Here is a 20,992-nt window from a genome sequence, read left to right on the forward strand (position 1 = left end):
AGTGAGGTTGCCACATGAAAAACATTCTAACATTTATTATGGGAGTGAATATAAACGCAATATAAATGAGGGCATAGTTAAAGATGAGAGCTATACGCATTCAGCAATATATTGTTTTAATATTGTTAATTTTAGATTAATTATTTCAGCCATCGATTACATACGTAAGAAAAATTCTACAAAGAATACGAATCATTCTTCTATAAATACCATGCCTTTCTATTATCTAATAGTTCCAGAACGTGCAGCTTAAACCCAAGTTATCAGGAAGTTAAACTCTTTACTGAGTTCTGCCTTTTTGTCATTGATGTCTGACAGCGTCGACATCAAGAAATAATTGTGGATATATCCGGTGAAAATAGATTTTAAGAATAAAAAAATAGTCATCACTAGCATTATTATTATGATTATAACAATTTCCCTCGTGACCTTAGCATATAGATATCTCTTACTGGGAAACGTGCAAACCACGGATGATGCTTATGTAGCAGGAAACATAAATCCGGTATCAGCGCTCATTAATGGAAGTGTCATTACGGTTAACCATACTGACACCGAATTTGTAAAGGAAGGTGATGTGCTGGCGGTTCTTGATGATACCGATGCACAACTCGCTTATAAAAAATCTAAACATAACCTGGCGTATGTTGTCCGGCAAACACAACAGCTTGCCTTTCAGAATGACCAGCTTGAAGCAGATGTCAGGCAGGCAAAAATTGCGTACAGCCAGGCGGTAACTGATTACGAGCGTCAAACCGGACTGAGCCGTGATGCATTGATTGCCAGAATAGCGCTTGAACATTATCGAAATAAGGTGTCCTCCCAAAAAGCAGCATTAGATGCAGCCATTCAGCAATATAAAGCCAGCAAAGCATTGTTGCTTGATACGCCCATTAATGAACAACCGCAGGTTCTGCAGGCCGCAGATGCCGTTCGAGAGGCGTGGATCACTTTGCAACGTACGGTGATCCGCAGCCCGGTGACAGGGTATATCGCAGAAAGAAATGTGCAGGTTGGTCAGACTGTTTCTGCCGGGCAAACGTTGATGTCAGTCATTCCTGTTGAACAAATGTGGGTTAATGCAAACTTCAAAGAAACCCAGCTTAGCGGCGTTTCTTTAGGCCAGAAAGTGACCATTATCAGTGATATTTACGGAGATGACGTCCCATATGAAGGACATGTCACCGGGATAAATATGGGAACTGGAGGTAGTTTCTCTCTCCTGCCAGCGCAAAATGCCACAGGTAACTGGATTAAAGTCGTTCAGCGCGTACCAGTGCGGGTCGCACTCAATCCAGCGCAACTGCTTGAACATCCCTTGCGAATTGGTCTCTCCACGACGGCGAAGCTCTATTCCAGCGGTCAAGATGAGGTGGGTGATGAAACACTTTCAAAACATGTTATTTCAACCCCCGCCTTAAGCAGTAAGGCGCTTGTGGTCGAAACACGGGGAATTGAAAGTGTGATCACCGGGATTATTGCGCGAAACGGGGCAAAATAATGGCGTGTTCATCATCAGTACTCCCGCCGCTGAAAGGCAGCACCCTAATTTTTGTCACTATTGCGCTGGCAATGGCGACTTTTATGCAAATGCTCGACTCAACAATAACGAATGTGGCGATCCAAACGATTTCCGGGTCATTGGGCGCTTCTTCCGATGAAGGAACCTGGGTTATTACATCTTTTGGTGTGGCGAATGCTATTTCGATTCCTGTCACGGGGCGACTTTCGTTGCGTTTAGGAGAACGACGTCTTTTTTTAATGTCTGTCACACTCTTTTTCATGACATCGTTTTGTTGCGGAGTGGCCTCCAGTCTCGATATGCTGATTTTCTTTCGTATCATTCAGGGATTAGTCGCAGGCCCCCTCATTCCGTTATCTCAAAGCCTGCTCCTGCGCAATTATCCCCCGGAGAAACGCACCTACGCTTTAGCTATCTGGTCTATGACCGTTATCATCGCCCCGATTTTTGGCCCTATTCTCGGGGGCTATATTTGCGATAATTACCATTGGGGATGGATCTTTTTTATTAATGTCCCTATGGGTATCGCGGTAGTTTTAGTTTGTTCTTTCTTAATGAAGGGCCGGGAAACTGCCACTCAACCAGTGAAACTCAATCTGATTGGACTAAGCCTGCTGGTATTGGGAGTGGGGTCTCTGCAAATAATGCTGGATAAAGGCAAAGACCTTGACTGGTTTAGCTCCTCCACGATTGTGACGCTCACAATAATTTGCGTTGTGGCTTTGCCCTTATTCGTGCTGCATGAAATAAAAGATAAAAACCCCCTGGTTGACTTAAGTCTTTTCAAATCCCTGAATTTTAGCATCGCCATTTTATGTATTGTTTGCGCCTATCTTATCTATTCCGGCGCTATTGTTTTGATGCCTCAACTTTTACAGAGTGTATATGGCTATACTTCAGTTTGGGCTGGTTTAGCTTACGCACCGATAGGCATAATGCCACTGATCATCGCTCCACTCATTGGTCGCTACAATAAGAACATAGACATGAGGCTGCTGGTTACATTCAGCTTTACGGTCTATTTCATATGCTATCATTGGCGTTCTGTTACTTTCACGCCGACGATCGATTTTACGTCAATTATTTGGCCGCAGTTGATACAAGGGTTTGCGGTTGCGTGCTTCTTTCTGCCTTTAACAACGATATCTTTAGCAGGACTTTCTTACGATAAATTGGCCAGTGCTACAAGCCTGAGTAATTTCTTGCGCACTCTGTCAGGTTCTGTAGGGACATCTTTGACGATGACGTTATGGAGCCGGAGAGAATCGGTGCATCACGCCCAGTTAACAGAAAATGTTAATTGTGCCAATCCTGTTTTTGAGCATTATATCAGCAAGTTAAAAACGGCAGGATTAAGCACTTCTCAGGCGCTGGAATACATTAATCAGACCATTACTCAGCAATCACTGCTGATTTCTGCGAATGAAATATTCTCTGTTTCGTCTTATGTTTTTCTTACACTCACTTTATTGGTTTGGTTTGCTAAACCTTATAAAAAATAAGAGGAGGATACTGATGGGCATGAAACGAGTGTTTAATTTATATTTAGCGTTAATAAATCCAGTCTGATTAATTGTCAACGTCCCCTGCCCGTCTGTACATTTCTATATTTAGATTATTATTTCTATGGTGGTTTACAGCTTCGGGCACTCTAAACCTTGTGATAACAGAATAGCGATTACGTCTGTCTGCCACTTTCCCTACCCCTGGCTCTGTGTAAATACAGATATAACCGCGACTGGTTTCTCAGTTAACGGGATAGTTCACAGAAACGTAAATAACATCCCTCTCCCCTGAGTGGGTTATTTTGAAGTTGCGAATGATTTTTTGACGTGAAAAATCGGCAAGTTTCAAATTTTACTATCATTCGGACATATTACATTTATGTGACAGCAGCCTGAGTCCTACCAAACCTCCGATTATGTGCCTGAACTACCAGTCTTCGCTTTGGGAAAACTGCCTCAGATGACAGTTCTCATCCTCACGGGCTTTAGCATTTATAAAATCAGCGATTTCCATCCTCTGGATACAGTCAATCAGTTGTAAAAGGTGGCTTTAGCAGTTCCATAGATATGATTTCGGTCAGCATGTGGATGATGTCACCCAACTCATAGCTTCATAAAGGTGATAAGGAAGTATTGAGGGGCAAAAAAGATGACAAAAAGTTATTTATAAATGTTTTTGACAATTAATTTCTGACGTTTTATGAGGTGAGACAGGTTGTTATAACTAATTATATAACTTAAGAAACCATGAAAAATGCGATTACTCCTAACCGCTGGATGTTTACTGTACGAAAAATTATTGATCTGAATATATTTTTAAAATCCAAATCGAGGAAAATCTTAATTTGCCAAAGATGATATTTTTAGGATTATACCCACAAATATCATCAGTGAAGGATGACAGGGGAATTAATACCAGCTTGATTCTGGAGAATTGATACCCTTAAACTTGCTCCGCTTCCCGGTATGTCTGAAATACTGTTCTGCCGGGGTTAGCGTTCTCAACACTTAACATTGGTAATTACAGCAAGGAAGATTTTATGAAAATGAAGAATGTGTTACTACCTGTTTTTGCTTTCGGTTTTTTAATTTCAGCATCAGCTGCTTATGCTGAGGGTGAAGTTGATCCGGTTACAACAACTGGCGGCCAGGTAACTTTTAATGGAGAAATTACTAAAGGCGCATGTTCTGTTGCCAGTGACGACACAAATAAAATTGTTAATCTGGATACTGTGAGATCAAGCGTATTTACTGCTAAAGACCAGGTAGCTAATGCACGTAAACCATTCACCATTTCCTTACAGGATTGCGACACGACGACATATAAAAATGTTAGCGTAAGTTTCACAGGACAAGCTGATGCGACTTCACCTAACCTTCTGGCAAATAATGCAGGCGCTGGCGCTGCAACAAATGTCGGGTTGCAGATTTATGGGCCAAATAATGAAGCCTTAGCTCTAGGTACTGGACAAACCGCACCAGTAGCATTGAACGAAGGCGCTACATCGACTATTAATTTTGCAGCGGACTATGTTTCCACTGCAGCCGTAGTCGGTGCTGGCAAAGTTCAGTCCGTAGCAAATTTCATGCTTACCTATAACTAAATAATAATATTAGCTGGTACTCGAGACCAGCTAATAATTGAATAATCCCAGGGGAAAACCTTGAAATTTAATTTATTAATTTTACTCATTTTAACTTTTATTATGCCCCCTGCTTTCGCCGAAGGGGTCTCGTTAGGGGCTACTCGTTTAATATACCCGGCAGATAAAAGTCAAACTGCGATAAAAATATTTAATAACGATAAGAAAAATAATTTCCTCGTCCAATCCTGGGTTACCGATAAGCAGGGAAATAAAGTCGATGACTTTATCGTAACTCCACCACTATTTGTGTTAAATGCAAATACTGACAGCGTATTACGTATTGTTTATGCTGGTGATAAAAATAAATTACCCAATGACAGAGAGGAACTTTTTTATTTCAATGCTAAAGTGATCCCATCTTTAAGTAAAGAGGAACAAGAGCTTAATAACTCGCTATTGGTTTCAATTACAACAAAAATAAAATTATTCATAAGGCCAAATGATTTGAATAGCGAAGCGAGCGATGCTGCAAAAACGCTCGCTTGCCAGCTCAACGGTAAAACATTACAAATTAAAAACACATCACCATACTACGTAAATATGGTCAATGTTAGCATCAATAACAAAGAAGTTTCTAAGGCGGAAACCATTGCCCCATTTGGCAATGTAAGCATTGCTATAAAATCATCAGGATCAGAAATAAAATATAGTTTCATCAACGATTATGGAGTGCAAGTCAATAATAATACTTGCAAGTTAAAGTCTTAATTTTAAAAAATAAACGATTGGATCTAGAAATGTATTCCTTAAGATTTATTACATTTGCTTTGCTTTTTGTACGCATAGCTCAGGTACATGCTGAGGATTATTTCAATCCATTGTTCTTAGGTAGTGATGTAGCTTCTCTGCATGATTTATCATTTATATCTAAAAATAATAACGTTACACCTGGCGTTTATTATTTTGATGTTTATGTAGGCGACAAATTCATCAAGAACAGTAAAATTCGTTTTGTCGAAGTGAATTCGAAGGAAAAAAAAGTTGAACCGTGCTTCACATCTGAGTTAGTTGACCTTATGCCATTTAACGATAGTCTAAAAAAGAAATTGCGAGCTATTGGAGATAATAGTAAATGCATAGACTTACAAAAAAATGTTAGTGGCTCATCGTATCAGGTCGAGATGTCGAAGCTGCTTCTGAGAATATCTATACCTCAAATATATCTTGATGCCACACGCTCTAGCCTGGCTGATGTAAGAGACTGGGATGATGGTATTCCCGTATTTATTAGTAATTATGACTTTACCGGGAGTAACTCAAAAAACACAAATAACTCCAATTTTTCATCGTCTTATTTTAGCTTTAATAATAAGCTGAACTACGGAGCATGGCGTTTTAATGGTAATATCTACTGGAATCAGAGTCATTACGGTGTAAGTCATCACAATGAAAAAAAGATAAATAACGTCTTTGCGAGCAGAGCTATTCAGGGGCTTAAAAGCAATCTAATCATAGGTCAAAATTCATTAGGATCTAATTTATTTGATTCACTTACCTATACTGGTGTTACACTGGCTACATCTGAAGAAATGCGTCCGGAAAGTGAAAGAGGGTATTCACCTCCGATTAAAGGTATAGCAGATAGCCGCTCTAAGTTAACAATTAGACAAAATGGTGTAATTGTATACCAAACTTATGTTGATGCAGGCCCCTACGATATTAAGGATTTGAACCCGGTAGGTAGCAGTGGTGATTATCAGGTAGAACTCATTGCTGCAGACGGTACTGTTAAAAATTTTATAATTCCCTACTCTACATTGCCTAATTTGTTAAAAACGGGACTATATAATTATTCTGCTACAGCAGGCGAACTTGATCTCCAGGCTGCCAGGAAAGCATCATTTTTTCAAGGTTCTGCTTCATTTGGCTTGCCGCATGAAACTACAATTTATGGTGGCACTCAGTTATCAGGAAATTATCGATCCTTAGGACTCGGTTTAGCAAAAGATTTAGGTGGGATTGGTGCGCTATCATTTGATGCCATCAATTCGTATTACACTGAGGATGCGCATGACAAAGAAGTTGGACAATCCTATAGAGTGTTGTACTCAAAGTCTTTCCAGGATATTGGAACAAATATACAGATAACCGGCTATAGATATTCAACATCTAATTATTACTCACTTAATGAAGCGGTTCAAAAAGATAACAACCAGTATATTGACCCGCTTACTGGAGAGTCAGTGAACTATAATTATTCCGGTGCAAGGAAAGCTTCATATCAGTGGAATATATCCCAAAATCTAAACAATTTTGGGCAGTTATCTCTATGGGGTAATACTACGGATTATTGGAACGGCGGTACATCGAAAAACATTCAAGCAGGTTGGAATAAAACCTTTAACAAACTCAATAACATGATGCTGTCCTTAAGTTTTAATAAATATGAGTACAATAAAACAAAAAATAATTTGTTTTTTGTATCTTTTACCATACCCCTTTCCGGTCGCGGGCGGAACAACATTGCATATATTTCCAATAGCTATACTTATAACAAACAGGATGGAACATACAATAATAATACAAGCTTGTATGGTACTGCGTTAGACAATAGAATGGATTATAATATAAATCAAAGTATTAACAGAGAACATGATAACAATACAACATATCTTTCCGCTAATTATAGGTCTGATTATGCAAGATTTAAATCAGGTTTAACATTCTCCCCTGTAACAAAACAAGCAGATTACGGAGTTAGCGGTTCTATTTTAGCACATGAAAATGGTATTGTTTTCTCTCAACAAGCGAATGACACTGCAATCCTGGTTGAAGCTGCTGGTGCTAGCGGAGCAAGAATTAACCGAGCAGGTGAAAATATTACTATAGATAAGCATGGATATGCTCTTATCCCCTATGCATCGCCATATCATTATAATGATGTTGAATTGGATCCTTTAACATTTGGTGATGACTTCGATATAGAAGGCAGAGTTATCAAAGTGGCTCCAACGCGAGGCGCTGTCTCGAAAGTAGTTTTTGATGTTAAAAGAGGCTATAACTTCTTAGTTTCGGTTAAATATAAAAACAGACCTATACGATTTGGAACAATCGTGAGCGAAGAAGGAAATAACTCATTCGCTATTGCCAATGATGATGGAACAGTATATCTGACTGGAGTCAGTAATAATGCCACATATAAAGTAAAATGGGATGAAGAGGACACTTGTAAATTTGTAATACATTATGACGAGAATTTTAAATCTAGAACAATAAATAGAACTCATGTCGAATGTCACTGAGGAGTGATGTGTTTTGAAACTTAAATTTTTCCAATATGTTTTCTTGTTTGTTCTGATCAACGCTATAAACCTACGCAGTTATGCTGCTGATGTGATGGTAAGTATAAATGGCGCTTTGAGAGATCAAAATTGTAATGTAAATAGTGAAGACCTCACCAAGAATGTTGTTTTTTCTGACTTGAATACATCAGCCTTCAAAGCGCCAGGGAATGTGAGTAATAAGGAAGAGATAGACATTGGTTTAGACTGCCTGGGTACTTCGAGCAACATTTCTTACCAATTTACAGGTGAGGCCAACGAACTTGATCCGACGTTGCTAAAGATTAAGGGCCAACCAAATCTGTCGGAGCCTCTTGCGCAAGGGCTTGCTATTGAAATATTAGATGATAAGGGTAATCGAATTCCTTTGAACACCAAGTTAGCCCTGGGTTCACCTGTAACGACTGAAAAATATAATTTAAAATTCTTCTTGCAATACAGAGCAGTCGCAGTTCCTGTTTTAGCTGGTGACGCGTCATCAGTACTTTTCCTGGATATGTATTATGATTAAACAATTTTTAATTTGTCTGGGTTTTATTTTTACCTGTTTTCCAGGTAGTGCTGAGCAGATAACTATAAATATCAGTGCAAAGTTGAGCTCATCAACTTGCTCTCTTTCTTCCGGGAGCGATAACTCCGTTGTTAACATGACGACTGGACTCTTAAATGGTAAGAATTTAGGAGTCCCTTTTGGTCTCACACCATTTAATATAATAATTGAAAATTGTCCTTTAGAAATTAACACAGTCAACGTGAGATTTACTGGAGCTAGCGATGAGAAAATGCCTAATTTGCTTCAGATTAATTCTGGTGCAGAGGGTGAAGCAAATGGTGTAGCCATTGGATTATATGACATGAATATAACTAACCTGGACATCAGGAATAATTTTAGTAGCTTTAATTTAACTCATTCATCGGATATTAATAAACTAAGTTTCTACGCTGCCTATGTTAAAACATCTGGCGAAATGTCTCCCGGAAAAGTCACGGGCGTCACATCATTTGAAATCTCCTATGACTAGAATAGTTTTTATCTTAATATTGTCTCTGATTATATTGAGTGCGGACTCTCTGGCAGGTGTTTCTGTCGTCGGAACCCGTTTTATAATTACTCAAAATACCAAAAGTTTGCCTATAAAAATCATCAATGACAATGAAAATGATTATTTAGTCAAAACCAATATTTCTGGAAACGATGAAGGTCGCTTTGTCGTAACCCCTCCTTTATTTTTACTTGCTAAGAACACATCTAATATACAGATGCTGATCCCAGATAAAATAGAAAATATTAAAGCCGACCAACTATATTCACTGACTATTGCATTTATACCCAACTCAAAGAAAATGAAGGATTTCAGTACAATATCATTGGCACTGAGGTCACATTTTAATTTGATTTACAGACATGATAATCTCTCAAAATTTGATCCTGCGCTCCTTGCCTTGGTAAAGGAAGGTAATGACATTTTTTGGTTAAGAAATCATTCCAATTTCGTTTTGACTATCAATATAAAATATCCGAGCACTGAGAAATTAGATAGCAGAATAACTTTAATTCCTGAAGGGAAAGTCAATGTAAGTAAATTTTGCAAATTGAAGAAATGTAATTTTTGGGTTTTTGTAGTCGACGATGATGACTCAATACTTAAAAAAATACATATGAATAATTTTAATAGTTGATTATAAGGATGAATCATGAACAAAAGCACTTACTTGTTCCCTTTTTTTATAGTATTAACCTTAATTTGTTTTCCTAAAGAAGGTCTTGCTGTAGTTGAGTCTTATTACTCGAGGAATTATACTTCTGGGGACATTGTTATTAATAATGCTGCGGATAGCATGGCATTTGCTACTGTCTTAGCTGGTTCGGGGATAGGCAGGCAGGTAAAAATATGTTCGAACAATACAATTAATTATAGCCTTAGAAGGGTTGATTACGTTCCAGTTGCAAGCTATTTAGGTCAGACTTATTCAAGTGCAGGTTCTAGTGTTATGTATTTGTTTGATACTGGCGCACCGGGGTTTGCACTAATTCCCTTTTATAATGTGTCATCTAATGCAGCGATGATAACTTACGGACAAACAGTCAGAACTACTGTCTGGAGTGGTAATTATGATAATGGTGCACGCGTTTATAATGGAATACCTACTACTTATGGTTCGTATATTTGGAAAGGTTCAGACCGCCCTAATGATGGCTATACCTTAATTCCGGGGCAAGAAATGTTCCGTTTCGAATGTTACGATGAAACAAATACCCTCCAGGAAATTATTCATATCAGTACAGGTAGCGCAAATGTAAGAGCTTCAATTAGAACTTGTACCCCAAATGTCGTGACAACTTCTGTTGACATGGGGGCTGTGGCCATGTCTTCTTTACTCAATTCGGCTGCATCACAATTAATAAATACTCAGCAGGTAACATTCTCGCTTGTTTGCGATCCAAGCATCGCACTGTATTACTCAGTTTCAGATTTAAATAATCCTGCTAATCGAAGCACTATCACCTCCTTAACCTCTGATTCAACAGCTTCGGGTATAGGTTTCACATTAACGAATTCTTCCGGAACCCAGCTTTCTTTCGGTCCTGATGGCTCAGCAAAAGATATCCCCGGCCAGACTAAGTATTTTATTGGCAACAGCGGCGGTGTTGTGGGTTCTGACAAAAACCTTCCGATGGCACTTACTTTAGGATTTAGTTACGTCCGTGATACATCCAAAGACTTAAAGAGTGGTACTGCAAAATCATTGATAGGCATTACTTATTCTTATCAATAACCTAGCAACATTATGTATCGATTCTCTGCAAATACGGTAAAAAGAGCCTGAGCGCGTGGTTGTCAGCATCCCAGCCACTTCTGTCCACTGCTGCCCAATGCTGATCCTTTCCCACACATATTCCCAGGCATTCGCGGGTGTAAGGTTTTATAACTGTCAACAGGCGCAGTCGTCGCCTGTCAAACAACGCATAAAAACAAAATCCATGCCCCGGATGGGGTTTGGATATAAACCCTGAGGCTTCGGTGGCCGCAGCCGGGCAGAAAACGCAGTGATGTCTGGTTATTAATACGCTAATTTTATTGAAGCTTGCACAGTGATAACTACTACATCATGGAATATCTCAGCTTGCTCTGACTTCATGAATATAATGTTTCTTTGAGTCTGAATGAATACCAGCCTTTTTCCCGGAGAATATAAAAAACCATGTCCAATTACATCCAACTACTTTAAGTGTACAAAAATTCATTAATTTACATATCTTATTCCTCACATCAAGATACATAACGCCAACATAAACATTAATTTACACGATAATGAAATATTATTACATTGATTTTAAATTTATGACTAACAATGCGTTAATAATATAAATACGTGCGGAGTTCTGTAAGGCAGGCAGGGCTCAGTAATCTTAAAGATTTATAAATCGTTATCAATAGTGGATTAAGTTTTTATCTTTGATGTTGTTAGACTGCTGTTTAGTTAAACAGTGTCATGATAAACATCACTCACTACTATCCTGTCAGGAACAGTAATGTAAAATTCTGAGATAGAAATACTTAGCATTCCCTTTTGGCGTTCATTAATGATATGGGAAATATTCTATATGCATGATGGTTAAAGTGTTTTTTTTAATTACGATATGCATTTTAGCCATGCTGCGGATATTTTATTTTATATCAAGATTAAATTCAATAACTAGGTCTGATTATGTTTGTAATTGGGAGTTGTTTATTTTCTATTCATTGTGAAGATCGTTTTTTTAAAATAGGATTACAAGAAATCTTTAAGGACATATGTTCATCAGTTAAATTGCCTGTTAATAATGGCATTCCATTCGAATTAGAGCTCGCTGACTATTTTGTCGTTGACATCATAGTTCTGTCTTCTAAGGCTATATATGAGAAAATACCTGAACAAATTCTTAAGAAAAAAAAGAATCACGCTGCAATAATATTTTGTTCTGACTCAATGACACACATACTCACCGGTATTACAGGATACGATCTCGTTTCGTGTATTCCGATGGATGTCAAACTGGAGAAGTTAGCTCAGATTTTTTGTGTGCTAGTGTTTGGCACGGAAGGAGCAAAAAAATCTTTGTTTACAAAGACGGGTTTGGCCCCCTTGACCTGTAATGAAATGCGTGTGTCTTCACTATTGAGTAAAGGACTAAATCAATATGATATTAGTCAATTTACAGGCATTAACCCAAAGACTGTGAGTTTACATTTAAGATCAGCCATGACCAAATTTAAAGTTAAGACTTTGTTAGAGTACAGAGTAAAGCTTTCACATATCGATACTCTCGATGGCTTCAATTGAGTTAGTCACCATGATTTATATCAGGAATCTAACAACGCGAAATGGAAGATGTCAGTGAACTCTATACTTAATTGTCTTTTTGCATATCTTATTCCGCCCAAAGTGGGGTGAGTAACGTCTTCACTTCAACCATGATGAAACGTCCACAACGGGGCATTCTTTGGAATGAATTGATTATTCATTTTAAATTATCAAGGCGTTTAAAATGTTAATTTCTATCAATGTGATTGTATCTATCGTTGCTAGCAATTAGTGATTTATGATTATGATTAATCACTTATGTTATTATTTCTTGCTGCATGTGAAAAATCCTAGTTTATATCGCTTCAATCCTAATTGGGCACAACGTGCAGTATGAATATTCCTATTTTATTTGGTTTGTTAATTTAAAGAGAAGCCACTATTTCGTTTTCGATATTAGGATTATGCTCATTATGTCATTTCTCCTTACAGCTTTGACGAGTTGCTTTAGTTAGTTCCTGTTGGTAAAAAGGATAACGATCTTTAAGTTTTTTTATTAGCGATTGCTTAAGATATTCAATTGCAATTCGCTAGAGCTGTTGCTATTAATATGGACTTTGAATATGTTGTCATATGGAAATTCACTTTTTTCTATTTACTGCAAGGATTATTACTTTAAGGTTGGCTTGCAAAAACTTTTAGATGATATATATCATTCTCATGTAGTAAATGTAAGGCTCATTAATCGACATGAGTCAAGATATAACGATTATTTTCAAGCTGATATTGTCGTCTTATCTTCCAGGAGCATATTTGAAAAGTTACCTGAACGTAGCCCTTCGCTTGATAGAGGAGGAGCAGTGATCGTTTTCTGTACTTTTTCAATGTCAGAAGTTGTGAGAGGCATAAGAGGGTATGAAAATGCACTTTTTATTGCCCCTGACACAGGATTAGATCAGATTTTAAACATCTTTAAAATGGTTATGTTTGGTTCGCCTTTAATTAGGAATAATCTTTTTGTAAGAACTGAAAATTTAGCCTTAACAAATAAGGAACGTAAAGTCTCTGATCTGCTCAGGAAAGGTCTAAGCCATAATGAGATAAGTACAATAACGGGCATAACACCTAAAACAGTTAGCTCTCATTTAAGGTCAGCTATGCAGAAATACAAAGTAAGCACTTTACTGGAATACAGAATTAAGCTCATTCACATGCAACAATTCTAGAACTTAAATTTCGGTCAGACACTTGTAATCAATAAGTTCGTCCCGGTTCAGGAAATTTACTAACTCACTATTTATTATAGTGTTTTTGATTCCCTGGTATTGGCCACTTGGCTTACTCATACATTGTACGGAACAATGTATGAGTTTTTTTCACACTTTTTAAATTGCATGTAGCGAAGTATGATAGTTGGGCTAATAAATTTACGAAGGAGCAACGGTATATTCATAAACTCGAGCCCCACCCCACTAAATGGCGCACTCATCATTTTAATATAGAATCTTCAGTCTACAATGACAGAGGTATATAATAGAATTCCTTATTAATATCAGCATAAATATTGAATGCTTAATGTAGTCTTGAAAATTTTTTTACTCAGTGGATTTAGTAACTTTCTCGTCCGGTATTTTTTCTCTTATACATTGAAAATTATGCCTGCTTAGCTAGTCGTTATCCCGAGTTTCATGCATCTGTTCAAGTATATTGCGATAAATATCGGCCTTTGTTACGTCCTTCTCCATTTCAAGCTTTTTAACCAGGCCTCGAATGATGTCCTTTCGGCTGACCGATTTATGCGTTGAGGTAAGTTCGGCAAAAAGTTGCAAATATGTCTTCCTTTCACCCAGTGTGCCTTCGCTCATAGCTTTAAAGTAGTCATCAATCTGATTGGATGTGCTTTTCTTCTGTGTCATGCTATTTCTCCATTTAAGTCTCAAATCTTTAAGAGACTGCCGCAACTTTTTTCTGAGAGGTTCCATCTCAAGGCTGCTGACCTCTTAGCAACTTTTCTTAGCACCTGTAATTTTAATAATAATATTTTAGTGGGAGAGATCAATATGGTAATTCCTAAAATTTTCACACTGTAATGGTCTAATCATTCTGGACACTTTGTTAGAGATATAATGAGTAACGCTACCAAGGTGAGATTAGCTCCAGGACTCAATCCAGTCGCATACCAAGCGGATATCCACTGCTTGCAGGGATACTTACAATTCTCGCTGGATAAACAGATCTGTGATTTTTTACTGGCATATGCTGGTGGAGGCACTGCATTTTTTGAACTTTACCGAAAAAGGGTTCAGAATACCTCTGGCATAAAAACTAATTTATAACCAGGTGTCGCCGCACTGTTTATTTAAAGGGATAAGTAACATCAGTGACGTAATGTTATTTATTAAACTGACAGGGGAATTTGGCTATAGAAAATCCAATAACGTTCTCGTAGTAACGAACTGACATTTAATTAATCGCACTTTAAAAAGTTTCGTAATTAAGATATCCTTAACGCCAGGCATACAGAGCAGCTTGAAATTAACAACTACATTTAAATCATGTTCTGTGAATCCTTCACATTTAAAAATAGTGTAAAAATATTTTCACCAGTATCGCAATTTAACTGATCTAATACTTTTTTATTAAATTGTGAGCATTTTTATCTGCGTCGAACTGAAGTTTTTAATAATTTTCGAAGTCAAAAAATAGAAATTATCCGTACTATAAGAACCATGCTACTTCTCCTGTTTTGATAAAAACAGATCAATCGCAACTCGAACTCTCTGGTGGCATTCAGCGCCTTCTCTTGCAAAGTTAGCAAGCATCCCATTATAAATGCCCACCAATAGGGGACGTGATTGCAGATGGTGTTTTTCAAATAAAATATTCAGGGCATCAATAGCTGATTGTCGGGGAGCAAAAATATGTGTAGCATCCAAATGGAACGTGAACCGCTGCTGGTAACGATGTTCTGACTGACAGCTTGTCAAAATCTGAGACTTTCCATCCCCACTACTACCATATAAAAAATAATCTCATAAAGTTTAGCAAAATCCAAGTAGCGTTGCATATTGGCTTCAATTTCTTGTTTAACAAAAGTTGTCATTTACTTCATCAAATACATCTCTATGTCGATGAATTTCAGTGTAATCTGTGTTTCGATATATATCCCTCACAGCGCCACATGAAGCGATAATTAAATTAAAATGAAGACATTAACCTCACTGATGGAATTGTCAGTGAGGTCCGCGGTTGGTATCTATTAGTTAAGGGCCACTTTTCGTGTTCACATGGAATGTATTCGTCAGCCATCAGCCATTCTAAATTCTCATCGATGCATTAATCTTTGCGTAATCAAATGGACTCGTCGCGCTTTCCCGATTCGCATCCAGAAAATCAGCCCACCACTGCAGCATTAGTCTGCGCTCATCCAAGTGCTCAGCCTTATGAATGTAAGAGGCACGTACAGAGTTACGCTCCTGATGGCTCATCTGTCGCTCTACCGCATCCTTAGACCAAATCCCCGATTCAATTAACGAACTGCACGCCATGGTTCTGAAGCCATGACCGCAAACCTCGACTTTCGTATCGTAGCCCATTACCCGAAGTGCATTGTTTACCGTATTTTCACTCATTGGTTTACGCGGATCATGATCGCCAACGAAAATTAAATCGCGATTACCATTTAGGCGTTTTATTTTCTCAAGGACTCCAAGGGACTGACGAGATAACGGTACCAGATGCGGCGTTCGCATCTTAGATCCACGGTAAGAATGCTTAACACCTTCCAATGGTTCGCGATCTGCCGGAATCGTCCACATAGCTGTCTCGAAGTCGATCTCTGACCAGCGGGCGAAACGCAACTCACTTGACCGGATAAAGACCAGCAATGTCATCTCTATTGCCAAACGAGTGAGCGGTCTGCCGGTGTAGGTGTCGATACGATGAAGTAGTTCAGGAGTGCGGCTAAGTTCTAAGGCGGGACGATGTTGCCGTTTTGCTGTAGCGACGGCACCAGCCATTTCCTGAGCGGGATTATAATCGGTCAAACCGCTTTGTACGGCATAGCGCATGATTGCTGTTGTGCGCTGTTGCAGACGCGAAGCCACCTCAAGACGTCCAGACTTCTCCACGGCTTTTATAGGTGCCAGTAAATCTCGAGTTTTAAGTTCGGTGATATTGTGTTTACCAATGGCCGGAAAAAGAAAATCTTCCAGGGTTTTCAAAACTCGAGCACTGTGATCTTTTGACCACTTCTTATTAGTCGCATGCCATTCTCTGGCAACCACTTCAAAGGTGAAGACTTCTTTCGCCAACTCTTCTTTTACTGCTCGCTTTTGTTTGCGAGGATCAATCCCAGCGGCAACGAGTTTTCTGGCAGCTTCTCTTTTATGTCTGGCGTCAGCAAGTGATGTCTCTGGGTAAACACCAAACGCCATCAAGTGTTGCTTGCCGCCAAAGCGAAAGCGGAAACGCCAGTATTTGGAGCCGTTAGGGTGTATCAGCAAAAACATTCCATCGCCGTCTACTAGCGAGTATTCCTTTGCTTCAGGTTTTGCCGAACGCACCTTGGTATCAGTCAGGGCCATGATGGTATTCCTTCCATATGCTGCCGTGAGTATATAAGCATTATCGAACCAGCATATATACTCGGTTCTATACTCACAAGCATGTTGATGTGGGGTAACTCAGATTGACATCGGTTGACTGAAACGCGGGGGAAAGCCTTGCGGGGACTGGATTTTAGGCATAAAAAAAGACCTCAGTTGAGGTCTATTTACATACTAATGGTGCCGAAGGCCGGAATCGAACCGGCACGCCTTGCGGCGGTTGATTTTGAGTCAACTGCGTCTACCGATTTCGCCACTTCGGCACAGAAAGTAGTATGCGGAAAACGTGGGCATTATACCCAGCCCAGCAGGTCACGCAATAGTTATCCCACCCTGTTCGGTTTAAGTGTTGAAAAAACAAACATCAGCCGCGGTAAGTGGGGGTTTTGTTGACAAAAATCTTCGATTTGGGCGCGTTTTTCTCATGCCGTTTCTCAAACTTCGCATTAGTATACAAATCACGAATAGTTGATGCCCTGTTGATGGATACCCGCTTGTTGAAAAAAATCTCTCTTTCGCTCCTTGCTCTGGCCTTTGCCAGTACGCCTTTATGGAGCTATGCGCAACAAAACGCGCGTCTCGCGTCGCAGGTCGTGGATGACCATGCAGAACACATTTTTTACGGCAGTGGCGCAATGGGAATGGCGCTGGTGGTGGTGGATAACAATCAGCAGGTGTTCCGCAGTTTTGGCGAAACCCGCCCCGGTTCCGATGTGCGTCCACGTGAAGACTCCCTCGTGCGCGTTGCGTCGCTGACTAAGCTGATTACCAGCGAAGTGCTGGTCAAAATGGCGCAACAGGGCAAAGTCAGTATTAATGACCCGCTGCGTAAATATGCACCTGCCGGTGCCCGCGTACCCAGTTACAACGGCACCAATCCCATCACGTTGCTGAATCTGGCGACGCACACCAGTGGGCTGCCCCGTGAGCAACCGGGTGGCGTTGCGCATCGTGATGTATTTACCTGGCCGACGAAAAGCGATCGCTGGAACTGGCTGAGCGTCGCCAAAATGACCGTGCCGCCGGGCGCCCGCGCGTCTTACTCTAATCTGGCATTTGATCTGTTGTCGGATGCGTTATCAAAAGCCGCGAATAAACCTTACACCCAACTTCTGCGCGAGCAGATCACCCAGCCGCTCGGCATGATCGACACCACGCTCACACCAAATGCCAGCCAGTGTGCAAGGCTGATGGTGGGCCTGCGACCGACGCCATGCATCAACACCACGGCAGCAGCAGGCAGTGGCGGGCTGTACTCGACGCCGGCTGATATGGGCCGCTGGATGCGTCAGTTCCTCGGGCAACGCACCTCTACCGCCGAGATGGCGCAGAAAATGTATTACAAACGTTCTGATTTAGTGTCGCTCAAGGGGATGGACGTACCGGGCATGGCGGACTCGCTGGGCATGGGATGGGTGACCATGGCGCCAACCCCACTGTTACCGCGCATCATTCAGAAAACCGGTGGCGGCGGTGGTTTTATCACTTATGTTGCGATGGTACCGCAACGCGGTGTCGGTGTGTTCGTGGTGGTGACCCGCAGCGAGCTGACCAAGTTTAAAAACATGAGCGATGGCGTGAACGATCTGGTGGCTGATCTGGTGCGCAATAACGAGATCTGATTGTTCAGATCTCCGCATTCAGACGTAAAAAAAGCAGGCCTCTGTAAAGAGCCTGCTTTTTGTTTATCTGAATCTGCGGTTTACTTTTTCTTCAACAGTAAATACATGCTGATGACGAGGAACAGTCCGCTTGGCAGCAATGCGCCCAGAATCGGCGGAATGCTGTAAACCAGGCTCAGCGGGCCGAAAATCTGATCAAGCACGTAGAACAGGAAACCAAAGCAGATCCCCGTCACCACCCGCACGCCCATTGGCACACTGCGCAGCGGCCCGAAGATGAACGAAAGCGCCATCAGCATCATTACGGCAACAGACAGCGGAGAGAAGATTTTACTCCACATGTTCAGCTGGTAACGCTTGGACTCCTGGCCGCTCTGCTTGAGGTATTTTACGTAGTTGTAGAGCCCGCTTATCGACAACGCATCCGGATCCAGTGCCACGACACCGAGTTTGTCCGGTGTCAGGTTGGTTTTCCACACGCCGGAAAGGGTCTGAGAACCGGTGATTTGCAGCTTGTCGGTCAGGTCTGATTCATCCACCTGAGAGAGTTTCCACTCGCCATTATCAAAGGTCGCTGAAGAGGCATAACGCACCGATTGCAGCTTATTCTGATCATCGAAATGGTAGATGTTCACGCCAGTGAGTTCTTTCTCACCCGCAACACGCTCAATGTAGATAAAGTCATGCCCGTCTTTTGCCCACAGCCCATTTTGGGTAGAGAGCAGCGAACCGCCGTACATCTGCTGCGCACGATAGTTACGCGCCATCTGCTCGCCCTGCGGCGCGACCCACTCACCAATCGCCATGGTCAGCAGCACCAGCGGAATTGCCGTTTTCATCACCGATGCTGCGATCTGCATACGGGTGAAACCAGAGGCCTGCATGACCACCAGCTCACTGCGTGTTGCCAGTGTGCCAAGACCCAGCAATGCACCGAGTAGTGCGGCCATCGGGAAGAAGATCTCGATATCTTTCGGAACGCTCAGTAAGGTGTAAAGCCCTGCGCCAGCCGCTGAATATCCGCCCTGCCCGACCTTACGCAACTGGTCGACAAACTTGATGATGCCGGAGAGCGACACCAGCATGAACAACGTCATCATGATGGTGTTGAAGATCGTGCGACCGATGTACCGGTCTAATACGCCAAACATCAGGCAACTCCTCTCAGACGCGCGCGGACCTTACGAACCGGCAAGGTATCCCATGCATTCAGAACCAATGCCAGTGCGAGGTAGAGCAGGTTAGTGCCCCACATCCAGACCATCGGATCCAGTTTACCTTTCGCGCCATTGGAACGCAGGGAGGTTTGCAGCAGGAAGAAAATCAGATAAAGCAGGATAGCCGGCAACATGCTCAGCACGCGGCCCTGACGCGGGTTCACCACGCTAAGCGGAACCACTAACAGCGCCATGATAAAGACCGACACAATTAATGTGATACGCCAGTTAAGCTCTGCACGCGCTTCCGGCTCATCGGAATGCCAGAGTTGCGACATGCTCATCTGATCGGACTCGTTCGGATCCAGCTGAACGGTCTGATGACCAATAACGGCAAGATAATCGGTAAAGTCAGTGACGCGGAAATCGCGCAGCAAGGCCGTGCCCTCATAGCGCGTGCCCTGATCCAGAGTCACGACCTGAGAACCGTCCGGACGTTGCAACATGTGGCCTTTATCTGCCACCACCACTGAAGGACGCTGGTTGCCACTCGGGCGCAGCTGCGCCAGGAAGACGTTATGGAATTCCTTACCTTTCACGTTACCCACGAACAGCACCGCATTGCCGTTTTGTGCCTGCTGGAACTGGCCTTCAACCATCGCCGCCATACTGGGATTGGCTTTGGCTTCCGCCAGAACCGCATCCTGATGTTTCGATGACCACGGGCTTAACCATATCGCGTTAAAGCCGGCGAAAACTGAGGTAAATAACGCCAATACCATCGCCGCGATGACCAGCGACCGTTTTCCAAGACCACAGGCATGCATGACCGTGATTTCACTGTCGGTATACAATTTACCGAGCGTCATCAGCAAGCCGAGGAAAAGGCTGAGAGGAAGGATAAGCTGCGCCATTTCCGGAATACCTAAACCCAGAAGTGACAGAACTAAATTTGTTGGGATATCGCCATCGACTGCCGCTCCAAGCACCCTGACCAGCTTCTGACAAAAGAAGATGAGAAGCAGAATGAACAGAATGGCAAATTGGCTCTTGAAGGTTTCCCTAACCAGATATCTAATGATGATCACGCTTAATACGCCTGTGAAAACTTGTCTTTTTGAAGGAAAATCGCTAGTTTCATCGCTAATCCGTCATTTATTCTCATCATATGGCAACCTTCACAGCTAAAATAGTATTACAACACCGAGAATTGGGGTGTCCTATAGGAACATGCTTATAGCCGCCAAAATAAAAACTAACGCCGTTTAAGGTTAACACAGGTCGTTAACACAATGACGGGAGAGTGTCTCCGGCAACCATTCTAGCCGTACCTCCCGCCCTTGTCTTTAAGATTCAGGAGAGTGC

At 41.3% G+C, this 20,992-nt stretch carries 16 protein-coding genes, 1 tRNA gene and 1 pseudogene; 12 read left to right on the forward strand and 6 right to left on the reverse strand.

Going from position 1 to position 20,992, the window contains the following annotated elements:
- Window positions 1-403 precede the first annotated feature (403 nt).
- The 11 genes from ACO0U8_RS08315 to ACO0U8_RS08365 all read left to right on the forward strand — a co-directional run bounded on the left by ACO0U8_RS08315 (window position 404) and on the right by ACO0U8_RS08365 (window position 13,467).
- Window positions 404-1,501 (forward strand): HlyD family efflux transporter periplasmic adaptor subunit, encoded by a 1,098-nt coding sequence (locus ACO0U8_RS08315; protein ID WP_421670692.1) that lies wholly within the window; start codon window positions 404-406, stop codon window positions 1,499-1,501.
- On the forward strand, window positions 1,501-3,024 hold the full coding sequence (locus ACO0U8_RS08320; protein WP_421670599.1) for a DHA2 family efflux MFS transporter permease subunit: 1,524 nt from the start codon (window positions 1,501-1,503) through the stop codon (window positions 3,022-3,024). The genes ACO0U8_RS08315 and ACO0U8_RS08320 overlap by 1 nt, the downstream gene beginning before the upstream one ends.
- A 1,043-nt stretch (window positions 3,025-4,067) precedes the next feature.
- A complete protein-coding gene (locus tag ACO0U8_RS08325; RefSeq protein ID WP_421670600.1) occupies window positions 4,068-4,631 on the forward strand; it encodes a fimbrial protein in 564 nt (187 codons plus the stop codon).
- 60 nt (window positions 4,632-4,691) lie between these two features.
- Window positions 4,692-5,381 (forward strand): molecular chaperone, encoded by a 690-nt coding sequence (locus ACO0U8_RS08330; protein ID WP_421670601.1) that lies wholly within the window; start codon window positions 4,692-4,694, stop codon window positions 5,379-5,381.
- Window positions 5,363-7,915 carry a fimbria/pilus outer membrane usher protein gene (locus ACO0U8_RS08335; protein WP_421670602.1) on the forward strand — a complete coding sequence of 851 codons (2,553 nt, stop codon included), beginning with the start codon at window positions 5,363-5,365 and terminating at the stop codon, window positions 7,913-7,915. Before ACO0U8_RS08330 ends, ACO0U8_RS08335 begins: the two co-directional genes overlap by 19 nt.
- A gap of 13 nt (window positions 7,916-7,928) precedes the next feature.
- On the forward strand, window positions 7,929-8,465 hold the full coding sequence (locus ACO0U8_RS08340; protein ID WP_390976507.1) for a fimbrial protein: 537 nt from the start codon (window positions 7,929-7,931) through the stop codon (window positions 8,463-8,465).
- The gene (locus tag ACO0U8_RS08345; RefSeq protein WP_113876265.1) at window positions 8,458-8,976 is read left to right on the forward strand and encodes a fimbrial protein; all 519 of its coding nucleotides are present in this window, start codon (window positions 8,458-8,460) and stop codon (window positions 8,974-8,976) included. The genes ACO0U8_RS08340 and ACO0U8_RS08345 overlap by 8 nt, the downstream gene beginning before the upstream one ends.
- Window positions 8,969-9,634 carry a fimbrial biogenesis chaperone gene (locus ACO0U8_RS08350; RefSeq protein WP_159281388.1) on the forward strand — a complete coding sequence of 222 codons (666 nt, stop codon included), beginning with the start codon at window positions 8,969-8,971 and terminating at the stop codon, window positions 9,632-9,634. Before ACO0U8_RS08345 ends, ACO0U8_RS08350 begins: the two co-directional genes overlap by 8 nt.
- A gap of 15 nt (window positions 9,635-9,649) precedes the next feature.
- A complete protein-coding gene (locus ACO0U8_RS08355; RefSeq protein WP_421670603.1) occupies window positions 9,650-10,732 on the forward strand; it encodes a fimbrial protein in 1,083 nt (360 codons plus the stop codon).
- Window positions 10,733-11,665: 933 nt separating this feature from the next.
- Window positions 11,666-12,280, forward strand: a complete 615-nt coding sequence (locus tag ACO0U8_RS08360; protein ID WP_421670604.1) for a helix-turn-helix domain-containing protein — start codon at window positions 11,666-11,668, stop codon at window positions 12,278-12,280.
- 584 nt (window positions 12,281-12,864) lie between these two features.
- A complete protein-coding gene (locus tag ACO0U8_RS08365; RefSeq protein WP_132966393.1) occupies window positions 12,865-13,467 on the forward strand; it encodes a helix-turn-helix transcriptional regulator in 603 nt (200 codons plus the stop codon).
- 441 nt (window positions 13,468-13,908) lie between these two features.
- On the opposite strand, the gene ACO0U8_RS08370 is transcribed toward ACO0U8_RS08365, so the two are convergent.
- From ACO0U8_RS08370 to ACO0U8_RS08385, 4 genes and pseudogenes are all read right to left on the reverse strand, one after another.
- A complete protein-coding gene (locus ACO0U8_RS08370; RefSeq protein WP_159281389.1) occupies window positions 13,909-14,157 on the reverse strand; it encodes a biofilm development regulator YmgB/AriR family protein in 249 nt (82 codons plus the stop codon).
- Window positions 14,158-14,664: 507 nt separating this feature from the next.
- Window positions 14,665-15,384: pseudogene (gene dptF / locus ACO0U8_RS08375) on the reverse strand (DNA phosphorothioation-dependent restriction protein DptF); the annotation flags it as partial.
- A 174-nt stretch (window positions 15,385-15,558) separates the two neighbouring features.
- Window positions 15,559-16,827 carry a tyrosine-type recombinase/integrase gene (locus ACO0U8_RS08380; protein ID WP_217204455.1) on the reverse strand — a complete coding sequence of 423 codons (1,269 nt, stop codon included), beginning with the start codon at window positions 16,825-16,827 and terminating at the stop codon, window positions 15,559-15,561.
- A 199-nt stretch (window positions 16,828-17,026) separates the two neighbouring features.
- Window positions 17,027-17,111, reverse strand: a tRNA-Leu gene (locus tag ACO0U8_RS08385).
- Between the two features lie 219 nt (window positions 17,112-17,330).
- Here ACO0U8_RS08385 and ampH point away from each other — a divergent pair.
- Window positions 17,331-18,470 (forward strand): D-alanyl-D-alanine-carboxypeptidase/endopeptidase AmpH, encoded by a 1,140-nt coding sequence (ampH, locus tag ACO0U8_RS08390; protein WP_217204456.1) that lies wholly within the window; start codon window positions 17,331-17,333, stop codon window positions 18,468-18,470.
- Window positions 18,471-18,550: 80 nt separating this feature from the next.
- On the opposite strand, the gene lptG is transcribed toward ampH, so the two are convergent.
- On the reverse strand, window positions 18,551-19,621 hold the full coding sequence (gene lptG / locus ACO0U8_RS08395; RefSeq protein ID WP_056776552.1) for an LPS export ABC transporter permease LptG: 1,071 nt from the start codon (window positions 19,619-19,621) through the stop codon (window positions 18,551-18,553).
- Window positions 19,621-20,715, reverse strand: a complete 1,095-nt coding sequence (gene lptF, locus ACO0U8_RS08400; RefSeq protein ID WP_056776550.1) for an LPS export ABC transporter permease LptF — start codon at window positions 20,713-20,715, stop codon at window positions 19,621-19,623. Before lptF ends, lptG begins: the two co-directional genes overlap by 1 nt.
- Between the last annotated feature and the right edge of the window lie 277 nt (window positions 20,716-20,992).

Source organism: Rahnella sp. EDr1-12, assembly GCF_049206505.1.
Classification (GTDB): Bacteria; Pseudomonadota; Gammaproteobacteria; order Enterobacterales; family Enterobacteriaceae; genus Rahnella; species Rahnella rivi.